This window comes from Laspinema palackyanum D2c, from assembly GCF_025370875.1.
In the GTDB taxonomy this organism is placed as follows: domain Bacteria; phylum Cyanobacteriota; class Cyanobacteriia; order Cyanobacteriales; family Laspinemataceae; genus Laspinema; species Laspinema palackyanum.
Map to the genome: position 1 here is coordinate 87,628 of NZ_JAMXFD010000008.1, position 14,267 is coordinate 101,894.

A 14,267-nucleotide genomic window follows, 5' to 3' on the forward strand; every position below is an offset into this window, starting at 1 on the left:
TTTACTTCAGGTGATGGGTCGGTCCTGTTCTATCAATACACCATAAATATTAAGGATTGTAAAGTGAACTACCCAGCGATGAATCTCAGATTACAGCGTGGGCTTCCTACCCAGAGACAAGCGTAGTAGTAGATTTCTTTCGTCCTCTATTACTACGTCTTACTGTCTGGCGATAGGCTTTATCCCCGGTTCCCGAGGTCAATATTCGTAGACCCTCATCTCTGAGGTTGATTGCTGCATTGACATCCCGATCATGTTTCGACCCACAGTTGGTACAAGTCCAATGTCTTATGTCCAGGGGTAGACTCCCAACTTGGTTTTTGCAGACATGACAAGTTTTTGAACTCGGGAAAAACCTATCAACCTCTTGATAAACCTTGCCCTCTTGTTCAGCCTTGTACTTGAGCATGGTACAAAATTGACCCCAGCCTACCTGACTTATAGCCTTGGATAGACTGCGGTTTTTTACCATGTTCTTGACTGCTAGATCTTCAACCACAATCACTTGGTTTTCGTTAACTATCCTACGCGATAGCTTGTGATGAAAATCTTCTCGACATCGGGATATCTTATGGTGAACTCTAGCTACTTTCTTTCTAGCCTTATGGCGGTTATTTGAGCCTTGGGGCTTACGAGAAAGTTGTTGTTGTTTGCACTTTAAGTTTCGTTCGTATTTATCTAGCCATCTAGGGTTGTCAAATTTTGAACCATCAGAGGTGATAGCAAAATGAGTTAACCCGAGGTCTATACCTACTGCTTTGCCTTCAGCATTAGATTCAGACTTTTCTTTACCATCCTCAAATAACACTGAAGCAAAGTATTGGTCACCACGGTTTTTGGAGACAGTAACAGTCTTTACTTTCCCATTTATAGGACGGTGAATAATTGCGTTTACTTCTCCAATAGATGGGAGATTCAATGAACCATCCAACACCTTAACATTCTGAGGGTACTGGATAGATTGTTTTCCATGCTTCGACTTAAAGCTAGGATAACCCGCTCTCCTTTCAAAGAAATTGTTGAAGGCTACACCCAGATTGAGGCAGACTTGCTGTAGGCATTGGGAGTAGGTTAGCTTCAACCATTCATACTCTTTTTTGAGTGAGGGTATTTGCTTTTTAACCTCATACCCAGACAATCCTTTACCTGTCTCCTTATAGGTTTTATTCATCAAGTCAAGACAGTAGTTCCACAGAAAACGGCAATTGCCAAAGGACTGCTCTAGCAACTGCTTCTGTTCTCTATTGGGATATAGTCTTACCTTGACGACCTTTAACATTAGAGTAAATTAAATATCCGAGACGCTATTATAACATAAGTAAAGAAAAACGATTCATCCCACGCTAAATCTGAAATTATGGACGTGGGGCTTCTCGTTCAATCAAACTAAAATGGTCCGTTCAAAACGGAAAAATCACCCGGAGGAATTCTCTGACGGGTAAGCGATTAATCATGATCTGCCCGGGAGGGATGGGCCCGATCGCCGTGGTTGGACTGCCATCGTAGGGGGCGATCGTCGCTTGAAATGCCGGATCTTCGAGCAATGTGGCATATTCAGCCGGGCTCAGCGGTGTTCCATCAACGGGCGATCGGCCTTGGGTAATAATTTCAGTTCGCAAAATTTCCTCGGGAACATCCGAGGCAGGAGGTAAAGCGGTCGCCAGTGGGGTGATCCCCAGCAGGATTCCCCCGACTAAAATCAACTGAATTAAAGGGGTGTGACCCGAGAGTTTAGGACCGATAGGTTGGTGGCGATCGCGCATACAAATTAAAAGATGATTTTCTTAACTTTTACTAGCATATTTTCAGCCATTTTCTATCAGTCTAAGGTGATAAATAAGTCGCAACACCTGGCGGGGGATTAATCGATTGGCTGCCTCATAGCTTAAGTCGGTTAAAACCCGACTAACGACATGAAACCGTAAGACGCGCAGTTTCAACCCTTGGTAGGGGCGCTTAGCCTGATAACGAGGTTCAAAACTATAATGCGCCAACCTGTTTTAAGGCTAACTCAGCCGCCCGTTTTTCCGCTTCTTTTTTACTCCGTCCTTTACCCACTCCATACACTTGATTTCCCACCTTCACCTCCACGGTAAAATCTGGTGCATGATCCGGTCCCGATTGGGCGATCGTTTCATATTTGGGTTGAGTCGGACCGAGATTTCCTTGGACCCATTCCTGAAAGCGATTTTTGGCATCTAAAAGAATACTAGATTCAGCGGTCAACTTGCGATCTAGAAGACCTTCCGCTGCCGATTCAAATAAAGGTTCGACAAAATTGCGGACCGCATCAATCCCAGAGTCCAAGAAATATGCCCCGATAATCGCTTCAAAGGTATCACTCAACAACGAATCATTTTTGCGAGCTTTATCTTTAATTGCACCTTTCCCCAACTTCATGTTTTTACCCACCTCTAAATAATTGGCAAAATCAGCCAGTTGAGTTTCATCCACTAAAGCCGATCGCAATCGAGTCAATTGGGATTCATTCAAATCCGGATAAAGCCGGTAAATAAAATGGGTACTTAAAAAATTGAGAACCGAATCGCCTAAAAACTCCAGGGTTTCATTATTCTGACCCACCTCGGGATGTTCATTGGCATAAGACCGATGAATTAAAGCCAAATTCAGCAAAGCAGGGTCGCGAAAAGCAGGCAACCTGGGGATATCATCCAAACTTTCGATAATATGAGATTCATCAGCCACCTCCAGAAGGTCAGGACTAAATCCCCCCCGTTGGACAAAAACAATGACCTTCTTTTTCCGGCTTTTTAAAACCTGACCTAAACTCGTCAACTCTCCATTCCCCGATACAATAATAAAAATATCAGCCGAATCAGGTTCCACCGCATAATTGACGGAATCGACAATTAACTTGTGGTCTACACTATTTCTGTCACCGGAAGGAACATCAACCCGATTAAACCCCAGTTCCGTTAAATATTCGGTATGATTGGGACTTTCATGTTGCCAATTAGAGTAAGCATGACACAGCGCCAAATCTCCCTGGGTTGCGGAAAACTCTACTAAAAAATCGGCTCGTTCTGGACTAATTTTGACATTTTGACAATCCCAATAGAGCGCGACTCGCTTAGAGTTGGTATTGGTTGTTGATTTTGACAATTGGTTGTTAGAAGGCATAAGCGTTAGGATTTTGTCTTGATTATATTTTAAACCACTCAATAAATCAGGTTTAAGGATGAAAGGTATTTAATCCTTAACCCTGACTTTTAATTAACTTATGCTGAATTTGTGGTGTAGTTACACAGTCTGACGAGAAAAATTTCCTCTATCCGCCTGTCATTTTGATTATGTAACTACAGCACAGATCCAACAAGAGGGACAACGCAGTTGCCTCGGTGGTTTGGTAAGGGATGGGGTCAAATTGAGTAGCGATCGCACCTCAGCCGCTTCTCAACGTGAGAACTTAGACCTCAAGAGGGCCAGAAACTCATCAACCACGCTTGAGGAGACTCATGCCGCCACTTTAACAAGTGACCCATGCTCTCTCTCCCCTTTAAAATGCGTTAATTGACCAAATTTATAATATCATAAAATTCCGTCCCTTGCTATTTCTTCTTTTATATAGATTGTTGCGGTATTCACAATTTTTGGATAAATGCTTATAATGAGTTCAACCATAGTTGATGGCTATAAAAAAGCTTAAGTAGTTAAAACGAAAATAATAGAGACTCGATATAAATCTAATTTGTTGCCGAATTTCTAAATTTCTGCCACAATAAGAGGGATAAAATTTTAGCCAAACACTTATGACCCTCCTCTCTAATTTGATTCACCAGTTAGGCAAGCCCTATTTTCAGACTGATCAATGCTTAATTTATCATAGAGACTGCTTAGAAGGGTTTGCGTTGCTTCCTGACCAAAGCATTCATCTAACCCTAACCAGTCCACCTTATAATATTGGGAAAGAATATGAAAAGCAACTTCCCCTAGATAAATATTTGGACTGGTGTGAACAGTGGATTGCTGAAATTTACCGGATTGCTTATCCCAGTGGGTCATTTTGGCTCAACTTAGGCTATCTGTCCATCCGAGATCGAGCCAAAGCGATTCCTATTCCCTATTTACTATGGAATAGAGTCCCCTTTTATCTTATCCAGGAAATTATTTGGCACTATGGCGCGGGAGTAGCCGGAAGCAAGTTTTTTTCTCCCCGTAATGAAAAGTTTCTCTGGTACGTTAAGAACCCCGAAAATTATACGTTTAATCTTGATGAAGTTAGGGACCCTAATGTGAAATATCCGAATCAAAAAAAGAATGGTAAGATAAAAGTCAACTTAAAAGGAAAAAATCCGACCGATGTTTGGGATTTTCCCAAAGTCACCTCGGGAAAAAATCGGTCATCAAAAGAACGCACCTCTCATCCGGCTCAATTCCCCATTGCGGTTATTGAAAGAATTATTAAGGCATCATCTAACCCCAACGAAATCATTTTAGATCCCTTCATGGGTTCAGGAACTACCGGACTTGTTGCTTTGGATTTAGGGCGTCCAGTTATTGGATTTGAGATGCGGGAAGATTACTGCGAAATAGCCGCTAACAGAATTGAAGATTTTCTCCGTAAAAAAGCAGAATGTAATGCTCAATTATCTTTATTTTAATTGTAGAAATAACTAAATTATAAGGGTAATGTTAAGAGTTTATATCGTTCAACATCAGGACTTAATTTGGCTTGCTGACCCGTGGCTGCCGCTTGTCCTTTCCAATCGTCCCCATCTATCCATCCAAAACGGACTAATGTAATTTGAGGTTTTTGGATTTGGGTAATATTTTTGTCGAACTTTTGAAAGTTAATGACTAAATAATATCCTGATTTATCTTTTTTCTTTACAGTTCGGCCCGTTGTGCTAGTCTGTGCGTAACTTCGATTCCCGTAAGTGCTGCGAGCGCTTGAAGATGTTTTGATTTCAATGGAAAATCGAGGAGCGGGAATATAGACTAAATCCTTCTCTCCATCATTTTGTTCACGACGCCAAAAATTAGGGTAGCGACGACTAAATTCTAAAGGAATCAATTCATGTAAAAAGTAGCCCATTATCTGGGGACGTGGAAAAAAATCAACTCCAATCCTATATCCTCCACTGGTGATGTTTGATTCAAATATTTCCGCCCATACTTTGAGGACAACTTCATAAATTTCCGGCGAATTGATGGGATGTTGTTCTATCAATTCTTTCGTCTTGTTTTCCCAAGCGCTGATCGGAAGTTCATGATACGGGGAAGTATTCATTCAATCTCCTTCATCAGTTCACTGGGGGTAACTCCGAGTGCCTTGGCTAACCGCAAAATATTTAACAGCGCCATGTTTCTCTCGCCCCGCTCAATTCCGCCAATATAGTTACGATGCAGCCCTGATCGCTCGGCTAACTGTTCCTGAGAAAGATTTTGTGATTTTCTCAGCATCCGCACGCGATCGCCAAATTTTTGGAGTTCAGGATTTACGCTCACTCTTTGAGCTTAGGACGCGCGAACACTTCTATCTACACACTATGAGTGTGATTTTAGAGACATTCATTTAGGCAGAAGTTTGAACCTCCGACAGACTGCTGGGGATCTGATATCTTAGATGGGGTATTGCTTCCAGTCCAAGGCGCTTCAACCTTTGAGCGATATTCCCCGGGTTTCCGCTGAGGATTCCCTCCATAAAGTTATCTACCCATAAATCTAAGGACCCTATTATGGCAAATCATTTGGCAGAGACTCAAAGTTTGTATCTTCGGAAACACGCGGAGAACCCGATCGATTGGTGGCCCTGGTGTGACGAAGCATTAGCAACCGCCAAGGCACAGAATAAACCAATTTTTCTGTCCATTGGGTATTCCAGTTGCCACTGGTGTACCGTCATGGAAGGAGAAGCGTTCTCCAGTGAGGCGATCGCCTCCTATATGAACGCCAACTTTCTGCCGATTAAAGTCGATCGCGAGGAACGACCCGATATCGACAGTATCTATATGCAAGCCTTGCAAATGATGACCGGCCAAGGCGGTTGGCCCTTGAATATTTTTCTCACCCCCGATGACCTTGTACCCTTTTATGGCGGAACTTACTTCCCCGTGGAACCCCGCTATGGTCGTCCTGGTTTCCTAGAATTGCTGCAAGCCATTCGCCGCTACTATGACCTCGAAAAAGGCAAACTCGAAGCCTTCAAAGAAGAAATTATGGGTCATCTCCAACAGGCAGCGACCCTACCAGGAACCGAGGACCTCCCCGAAGAACTCCTCTGGAAAGGATTGGAAACCAGTGTCACGGTGATTGCTCATCGGGAATATGGACCGAGCTTTCCCATGATGCCTTATGCCCAACTGGTCCTGCAATCAACTCGGTTTGACCGAGAATCGGAATATGACCCGAGGAGTGCGATCGCCCAACGGGGTTTTGACCTCGCCTCTGGTGGCATTTATGACGCCGTTGCCGGTGGTTTTCATCGCTACACCGTCGATCCCACCTGGACGGTCCCCCACTTTGAAAAAATGCTTTATGATAACGGTCAGATTGTCGAATTTTTAGCCAATCTCTGGAGTGAAGGCATCCAAGAACCGGGATTTGAATGGGCCGTTGCTGGAACAATCCAATGGCTTAAGCGAGAAATGACTGCCCCGGAAGGCTATTTTTACGCCGCCCAAGATGCTGATAGTTTCATCACTCCCCAGGACAAAGAACCAGAAGAAGGCGCATTTTATGTTTGGACCTATCAGGAATTAGAAAGTCTCTTAACACCCGAAGAATTCACCGCACTCAACCAACAATTTTTCCTCACTTCCGAGGGCAATTTTGAAGGAAAAATTGTCTTAAAACGGACTAATCTCCAGACCCTCAGTTCCACGGTAGAAACGGCTTTAACCAAGCTATTTAAGGTGCGTTATGGGGCCTTACCCGAAGCCGTTCAAACCTTTTCTCCGGCTTGTAACAATGACGAAGCTAAAACCCGCAATTGGCCTGGTCGGATTCCTCCAGTCACTGACCCGAAAATGATTGTCGCTTGGAATAGTTTGATGATTTCTGGACTGGCAAGAGCAGCGGTGGTGTTTGACAATCGGGAATATGCCACCTTAGCTACCACTGCCGCTAATTTTATTCTGGAGCATCAATGGGTTCAAGGTCGTTTGCATCGCCTCAATTATGAGGGTCAAGCCGCAGTGCTCGCCCAATCGGAAGATTATGCTTTGTTGATTAAAGCCTTATTGGATTTAGAACAAATGAAACAGGTTCATGCTTCTGATTCCAATTGGTTAGAAAAAGCAATTCAGGTTCAGGAAGAGTTTGATGAGTTTCTCTGGAGTGTGGAATTGGGGGGATATTTTAATACGGCGAAAGATAGCAGTAGTGATTTGATTGTCCGGGAACGCAGTTATACGGATAATGCGACCCCGGCAGCTAATGGGGTGGCGATCGCCTCTTTAATTCGGTTATCTATGCTTACCGAAGACTTGACCTATCTCGATCGCGCCTTTAATGCTCTCAAATCCTTTGGGGCCATTATGGACCGCGCACCTTCCGCCTGTCCGAGTCTGTTTGGTGCCTTGGATTGGTATCGTCATCACACCCTAGTTCGCACGTCTGGCAGTCGCATTCCCGGGTTAATGGCTCAATATTTTCCTACTTGCATTTTTGAGGATAAGTCAGACCTCCCCCCGGAGGCGATCGGCTTAGTCTGTGAGGGCCTCTCCTGTAAAGAACCCGCCACCACAGCCGAACAACTATTAGAACAGATGCAAGGGGCTCAAGTCAGACTCTCCCAGCGATCGGGCGGTTAGTCTTCCTTTGTCCCGCAGCAACACCCGACGGGGGATAAATCCCCCGTCTAACAGCTTAAGTCGGTTGAAACCGACTGAAAACACCACTGGATCAGACTTTCAGTCGGTTTCAACGGAAATCTTCTATCTGTGGCAACAACCGTTGGGGGTTAAAAACTTTTAGCTGAATAGCTCAAGTCGGTTAAAAACCGACTAAAAACACCACTGGATAAGACTTTCAGTCGGTTTTTAACCGACTTGAGCTGTTAGGCGGGGGTTTAAACCCCCGCCTGGTGTTGCCACTTTACCGGGTATCGCCACTTTACTCCCCAGACTCCTCAACCTCGGGGGTTTCAACCTGTGAAGAAGGGGGGATACCCTCAATTTGAATCAGGGATTCCATGATTTCTTTGACAATGGGCGCAGCGACGGTTCCCCCATAGCCGCCTACAGGTTCATCCACGGCGGCGAGGACGACATAGCGGGGATTATCGGCGGGTAAAATGGCCACAAAACTGGCGATGCGGGCGTAGTCGGAGTAACCCGTGCCATCATCGGATGCTTTTTGAGAGGTCCCGGTTTTTCCGGCAATTCGATATCCGGGAATTTGGGCGGCGCTGCCGGTGCCGTCAGTGATGGCATCCTCCATCATCGCCACGACTGCTTGAGTGGTGGCGGGGGAAAAGACTTGGCGCTTGGGACGGAGGTCCGGTTCCCAATACTGGCGTCCTTGACTATCAAAGAGTCCCCGGACGACATGGGGGGTGACGAGATAGCCTTCATTGGCTAAAGCGCCGTTAATTTGGACCAGTTGGAGGGGGGTCAGGGAAAGACCTTGGCCGAAGGAGGCGGTGGCAGCATTAACCGGGGAGGCCATAAATTCGGCTCGCGATCGCAGTTGACTGGCAGTTTCAAAGGGTAAGTCTGCGCCGATGATGTCCCCGATGCCTAGGCGTTGTAACCAACTGTAAAAGACCCGCGATCGCATCTGTTCGATAATATGCACCATCCCCACATTACTGGAATAGCGGATGATTTCGGTCACGGTGAGATTGCCTCGACCGGCCCCATCGGAGTTAGAAATGGGCCATTCATCCACATAAATCCGCCCTTCATCATAAAAGACGCTGTTGGGTTCAATGGCACCGGCTTCTAAGGCGATCGCCACCGTAATCGGTTTAAAGGTTGATCCCGGTTCATATAAATCCGTCAGCGCCCAGTTTTTAAATAACTCCACATCGGCTTTAAAATATTGGTTCGGGTCGTAGGAGGGGTCGCAAACTAGGGCTAAGATTTCTCCGGTTTTGGCATCCATAACGATCGCCGTGCCCCGTTTGGCATTCCACTGTTTCCGATGTTTTTCTAAAGCGACCCTTGCCGCTTGTTGCAACCGGGAATCTAGGGTGATTTGCAAATGCAAATCGTCCAGGCGCATAAATTCCGCCGGTACCGGGTCGGGGATCAGCGAACCCCATAAGCGACGGTCCAGTTCTAAGGAGGCTTCCCGGGCGAGTAGGTGCTGGTGGCTGGCTTCTATCCCGGCTTGACCGTTGCCTTCTGTATCCACATATCCCACCACATCTGCGGCTAAGTTTTCCTGGGGATAGTAGCGGGCGCTATTTTGCTCTAATTCCAGTCCATCCAGGAAGATATCTCGGATGCGATCGGCATTTTCCTCCGAGATGCCGATCGCCACCGCCACTCCACTTTCGGATTGATTAAATTTTCCAAAGAGTTCCGCACTGGTTTGATTCAGAATTGGGGCAAGGGTAACTGCCATCTCTTCTTTAGAGATTTTAAACAGTTTGGGATGAGCATATAGGGTATAAACTGGGCGATCCAGAGCTAAAACGTTGCCACTGCGATCGACGATCGCCCGTCGGGGAATAAACGGTTGCAATTTCACATCTTGCTGCTGTCGGGCTTGTTCTTGTAAGTCCTGCCCGTTCACAATTTGCAATCGATACAAATTCCCACTCAATCCCAACATTCCAGCCATTAAAACCCCCCAGACTACCGCAAATCTCATGCGCGGATTTCCCAATCGCGTCAGGGCGCGGACACCTCGCCTCATGCGCGGCGAACTGTTCAAATTCTCCAGAATTAATAATAAAAATGCCAGGGGTAACAGTAAGAGCAAGTTTTTACCGCTCTCTTTTCCTCGCTTATTCCGAGCAGTCCCCCGGTTGTTTTTTTTCGCGCGTTTAGATTGGGTTTGGGGATGAGAGTTCCGCTGCAAACTTCCCCCAGGGTGTGGAATCCTTGATGCCATATTCCGCTCGTACAGTGTAATCAGGTTGGAGAATTTGAAGGCTTTTCTTCCAGAATTAATTCAGGCGATATTCCCCGGTTTAGGTCAGACATGAGTCGGGTTTAATCCCGGACTTTTGGAGGTTAATATCCCACGGGTCGGGTATCAGAAGTTGGGGGTTCTTCCCCGATTATTTCTTCTGTTGCTGGGGGTTCTACTGGGGTGGGTTTTAAAAATATCATTTGTTTTAAGTTGGGGGTTACTAAACCGCTTCCCGGTTCTTCCGCTTGTTTGGAAAATTGGGTTTTTAAACTTTCGTTGGTTGTGGTCAGTTTTCGCTCTTGGCGGCGCAGACTTTCCAACTCTCGGAAGGAATTACCCCACTGTTGCTGATAGTAAACAGTGCTGCCATAGATGAATAAGGCGGCACTGACGAGGAGGAAGGTGGCAAAGGATGAAACGGTTTGTGCTTTCACGAGCGATCGCAACCAAAAGGGAATAGCCCAAGGATTTGAGGTAGACTGATTTCTCGTTACTTTGTTCTTTCTGGATTCGCTTGTCTTCGGGTTAGGGGTTAATCCTTCTCGGACTCGGGGACTGGATTGAGCCGATCGCAAAGGGGTGACTTGAGCAGGGGTGGGGGAGGCGATCGCTAGGTTTTCTTTCGCTTTTCTTTGGCGAGTTGCGATCGAGGTTACTTTATTACTGGATGTGCCTGCCGAAGTTGGACGGGACCTGATTTTTCTCGGAGCATTTGAGGGTCTGAACGCAACTGTCATAACTTTAACCAATATTAGGCTGTTGTTGTTAATAGATCTATTTATATCGGTTCCCTTCTCAGGGGCAGGGAGGATTGAATCCCTGGATCAATTGAGTTGAGAATTCCGATGTTCCTAGTCTTGTGGATTCCACGGAGACTCCCCCATCCTAGCACCGGCTTGTCTGTAAGTCTTTTGCAGTTGGGGAACTCTGATTTCAGGAGGGCGATCGCTCCGGTTCCCCCGGTTTCCCTCTCCTTGGGGAGTTGTTGAATTGCCTCAATTGAGATAAAAAGCACCTCTTCCCCAGTCCCGAAGTCAACGGATAGGCTCCATCCGTACCCACTCTCTCCCTGGATTGTAACAACTAGCACCCTGGTGCAAACTCAGGCTGATTTCCCCGACTTGCTCCCCAGGGTCTAAGATTTCAGGGTCAATCCACCCCAGGATCTGGGAGGGTTTCTTCAAGAATCTATAAAAAATTTTTAAGATAGATGAAAATTTGTAACTTTTTTCGTAAAAATGCCCTATCCTATACTACTAGCAGATTTTAAGGTAGTTTTCCCTGGGTAGGTCCAGGAGAAACCACCCCGAAAAACTGCCCTAGATTGGGTTCCTTAGCAGTTGTTCATTTTGTAGAAACGACTGAGGCAGTCTGGGTCCTTGGTCATGGCTGATTCATTCACTCCCAAATATCCCAAATGAAAAACAAAATCGCAAGTTTAGCTGTTTTACTCGCTTTATCCACCTCTGTTGTAGCCTGCAATACCAATGAACCGGAAACCCCTGCTACGACTACCCCCACAGAGGAAGTTCCTGTAGACCAGACAGCCCCCGAAGCTGTAGAGACCCCGGCAACGACCCCCGAAGCGACTCCGACAACTCCGGCAACGACCCCCGAAGCGACTCCGACAACTCCGGAAACGACCCCCGAAGCAACTCCGACGACTCCGGAAACCGCTCCTTCTGCTCCTTAAAACAGACCAGCGACGGCTGTAGGAATTGGAATAACAACAACTACAAACGATTAACTTGCAGTAAGGGCCTCAACCTCGCGCCCTTGCTCAAGTCATTGGAGTCATAAACCCTTGACATTTGTCGAGGGTTATTTTTTGAGGATCCAGGACTGTGGGGAATTCTGCACCCTCCTTTCAAGCTAACTTCTGAAACTCAAATCTGATCAGGATTTGGGGCCATTTTGCCAGTCCAGGTCCGGGAGGAATGGCTCCCAAGTGGCCCCTAAAGCTAGAGGCTATATGCTCATGGAATTGAGGAATTTTTAAAATTTTCTAAAAAAATAGACAGGGCCAGCATTTTGACTTTAAAATACCACCTTCTCATCTAGGTCCTCAAAAGTCAAAAATCGTGATGAATTCAACTAAACTATCCGAAAACCTCCCGGCCATTTCAGAAAAAATTAAGAGCTGATTTGACTCAGATAAATTAAATAAAATATCTAAATAAACGAGGGTTATTAAAAGAAAAAGTGCCAAATTAACTCGCCAGGATTTTTGCAGTTGATGACCACAGAACTCTGAAAAAACCCCACTTGGTCTGATGGGGCATGATGCGAATGCTTGGAAACCTTAAACCCCGAGGCGTCTTTAACTTCTCAGGGTTTAGAAAATTGCGCCGAATTTTTGAAAAGCCCATTCTGCTAACTATCCAAGCAGTTTACAAAACTATATCCCCCGAACTCTTCAATCATTTTTCCAAAACTTTTCTTCAATATACTCTCCAATTCACTCCCCCTGAAAAATTAGCACCTTAGTTCGATCGCCGTCGCAGGACTTCTAATAACTTATGCAAATAATCCGGCAAGGGGGCGATCGCCTGAATAGTTTCCCCGGTTTCGGGATGTTCTAGGGTCAGACTCCAGGCGTGTAGCGCTTGTCCGGGCAGATTCACCCCCAGCGATCGCCCACTGGAATACACCGGATCACCGACGATGGGATGTCCAATATAGGCACTATGGAGGCGGATTTGATGAGTCCGTCCGGTTTCGAGTTGAAAATGAATTAAGGTATAATTCCCCAAGCGTTCTTTAATCTGCCAATGAGTCACCGCCAGTCTCCCGCCTTTTTCAACGGGAACGATCGCCATTTTCTTGCGATCGTGGGGATGTCGGGCGATCGGTGCATCGATGGTTCCGCTTTCGGTTTTCGGAACCCCATAAATAATCCCCAGATAGTCGCGACGGGCAGTTTTAGCTTGAATTTGACCTTGTAAATGTTGATGCGCGTGATCGGTTTTAGCAACAACGATCGCCCCACTGGTATCTTTATCCAAGCGATGAACAATCCCCGGACGCTGTACGCCGCCAATCCCGGACAAGTTCTCACAGTGCGCTAACAAGGCATTGACTAAGGTATCATCGGAATGTCCCGGTGCCGGATGAACCACTAAACCGGCGGGTTTATTGATGATAATCAGGCAGTCATCTTCATAGAGAATATCCAAGGGGATCTCGGTTGCGCCGATCTCCAAGGGTTCTGCGGGGGGAATCTCGATGCAGAGGCGATCGCCGGGTTCCACCATCATCTTTTTCGAGGTGCAAACCTGCCCATTGACTTTTACGCAATTTTGTGATATCAATTGCTGTATTCGCGACCGGGAGAGGTCCGGGAGTTGGGACGCCAAGTAGCGATCGAGGCGATCGGTTACCTCATTGACTTCTAAATTAATTTCTCTGATTGCCATCATGCCCGGTTAAGTCCCTATTTTTGAGGGCATTTCTCCCGGTTTGGAAAACCCCTGGTCTAAAATTCGACTAAAATAAGAGAAGTCAGGCAGACAGCACTGCTGCCTACCTGACTTAATCTGAGGGCGAACGACCGGGATTGAACCGGCGAATGGTGGAATCACAATCCACTGCCTTAACCACTTGGCTACGCCCGCCACCACGTTTTTTACTATAACACACCCTTGTGGATTTGATCTACCCTTTTTCAAAAAAAATCAAAAATTTTGGAAAATTGCAGGGAAGGGGTGCTGAACTCAGGGGGGAAATGGGGAAGTCTAAACAAAGAAATGGGTACGTTGAGTTCTGATGAAGAAAATAAATGCGATCGCGGCGGTCACGGGTACAGTATTAGTTGGGCTGGGGGTAGCAATGGCGGTGACCAACCCGGGTCCGGAGTCTTATCATGACTATGCCAGTCAACGACTGATGGAGTATGCCCAAGAAAATGCCTGTGATAGATTACCCATTGCTAAAGGGGCCTGTGTTTCAGCCATTGGATCCGTCCAGAGTGACATCGAGGACATCATCCGCCGCAACACTCAGCGACAAAACTTTCTGTTGTGGAGCGTTTATAAAACTGACCTGTCTTTGCCCCTGCCCTTAATTCCCGCTTATCAGTTTGAAACCGTAGGGGCCTTCCAAAGCTTCTACACCTACGAATATAAAAAACAGTAGCCAAATTTGGGGGTAAATCCTCAAGACCATGTTATACCGGGAATGACACCCTGTGGAGTCTAAACTTTACCCGATCGCCCCCTGGT

At 46.2% G+C, this 14,267-nt stretch carries 12 protein-coding genes and 1 tRNA gene; 4 read left to right on the plus strand and 9 right to left on the minus strand.

Annotation, left to right across the window (positions count from 1 at the left end):
* Positions 1-106: 106 nt before the first annotated feature.
* From NG795_RS12170 to rnc, 3 genes are all read right to left on the minus strand, one after another.
* On the minus strand, positions 107-1,279 hold the full coding sequence (locus NG795_RS12170; protein WP_367288932.1) for an RNA-guided endonuclease InsQ/TnpB family protein: 1,173 nt from the start codon (positions 1,277-1,279) through the stop codon (positions 107-109).
* A gap of 121 nt (positions 1,280-1,400) precedes the next feature.
* A complete protein-coding gene (locus NG795_RS12175) occupies positions 1,401-1,763 on the minus strand; it encodes a hypothetical protein (RefSeq protein ID WP_367288933.1) in 363 nt (120 codons plus the stop codon).
* A gap of 217 nt (positions 1,764-1,980) precedes the next feature.
* Positions 1,981-3,141: a ribonuclease III gene (gene rnc / locus NG795_RS12180; protein WP_367288934.1), complete on the minus strand. Its 1,161-nt coding sequence runs from the start codon at positions 3,139-3,141 to the stop codon at positions 1,981-1,983.
* Positions 3,142-3,770: 629 nt separating this feature from the next.
* On the opposite strand from rnc, the gene NG795_RS12185 reads away from it, so the two are divergent.
* Positions 3,771-4,622 (plus strand): DNA-methyltransferase, encoded by an 852-nt coding sequence (locus NG795_RS12185; RefSeq protein WP_367288935.1) that lies wholly within the window; start codon positions 3,771-3,773, stop codon positions 4,620-4,622.
* 17 nt (positions 4,623-4,639) lie between these two features.
* Here NG795_RS12185 and NG795_RS12190 read toward each other — a convergent pair whose 3' ends face one another.
* Together NG795_RS12190 and NG795_RS12195 are read right to left on the minus strand one after the other, a co-directional pair.
* A complete protein-coding gene (locus NG795_RS12190; protein ID WP_367288936.1) occupies positions 4,640-5,251 on the minus strand; it encodes a ScaI family restriction endonuclease in 612 nt (203 codons plus the stop codon).
* On the minus strand, positions 5,248-5,469 hold the full coding sequence (locus NG795_RS12195; RefSeq protein ID WP_367288937.1) for a helix-turn-helix domain-containing protein: 222 nt from the start codon (positions 5,467-5,469) through the stop codon (positions 5,248-5,250). The genes NG795_RS12190 and NG795_RS12195 overlap by 4 nt, the downstream gene beginning before the upstream one ends.
* Before the next feature lie 230 nt (positions 5,470-5,699).
* On the opposite strand from NG795_RS12195, the gene NG795_RS12200 reads away from it, so the two are divergent.
* Positions 5,700-7,775: a thioredoxin domain-containing protein gene (locus NG795_RS12200; protein ID WP_367288938.1), complete on the plus strand. Its 2,076-nt coding sequence runs from the start codon at positions 5,700-5,702 to the stop codon at positions 7,773-7,775.
* 301 nt (positions 7,776-8,076) lie between these two features.
* Here the strand turns inward: NG795_RS12200 and NG795_RS12205 are convergent, their stop codons facing one another.
* Together NG795_RS12205 and NG795_RS12210 are read right to left on the minus strand one after the other, a co-directional pair.
* A complete protein-coding gene (locus NG795_RS12205) occupies positions 8,077-9,894 on the minus strand; it encodes a peptidoglycan D,D-transpeptidase FtsI family protein (RefSeq protein WP_367288939.1) in 1,818 nt (605 codons plus the stop codon).
* A gap of 254 nt (positions 9,895-10,148) precedes the next feature.
* Positions 10,149-10,784 (minus strand): hypothetical protein, encoded by a 636-nt coding sequence (locus NG795_RS12210; protein WP_367288940.1) that lies wholly within the window; start codon positions 10,782-10,784, stop codon positions 10,149-10,151.
* 680 nt (positions 10,785-11,464) lie between these two features.
* Between NG795_RS12210 and NG795_RS12215 the strand changes: the two genes are divergently transcribed.
* Positions 11,465-11,740, plus strand: coding sequence for a hypothetical protein (locus NG795_RS12215; protein WP_367288941.1), 276 nt, complete (start codon positions 11,465-11,467; stop codon positions 11,738-11,740).
* 790 nt (positions 11,741-12,530) lie between these two features.
* Here NG795_RS12215 and NG795_RS12220 read toward each other — a convergent pair.
* Positions 12,531-13,463: an RluA family pseudouridine synthase gene (locus NG795_RS12220; RefSeq protein ID WP_436836053.1), complete on the minus strand. Its 933-nt coding sequence runs from the start codon at positions 13,461-13,463 to the stop codon at positions 12,531-12,533.
* Between the two features lie 125 nt (positions 13,464-13,588).
* Positions 13,589-13,661 (minus strand) — tRNA-His (locus NG795_RS12225).
* A 151-nt stretch (positions 13,662-13,812) separates the two neighbouring features.
* Between NG795_RS12225 and NG795_RS12230 the strand changes: the two genes are divergently transcribed.
* On the plus strand, positions 13,813-14,181 hold the full coding sequence (locus tag NG795_RS12230) for a DUF4359 domain-containing protein (RefSeq protein WP_367288943.1): 369 nt from the start codon (positions 13,813-13,815) through the stop codon (positions 14,179-14,181).
* Positions 14,182-14,267 lie beyond the last annotated feature (86 nt).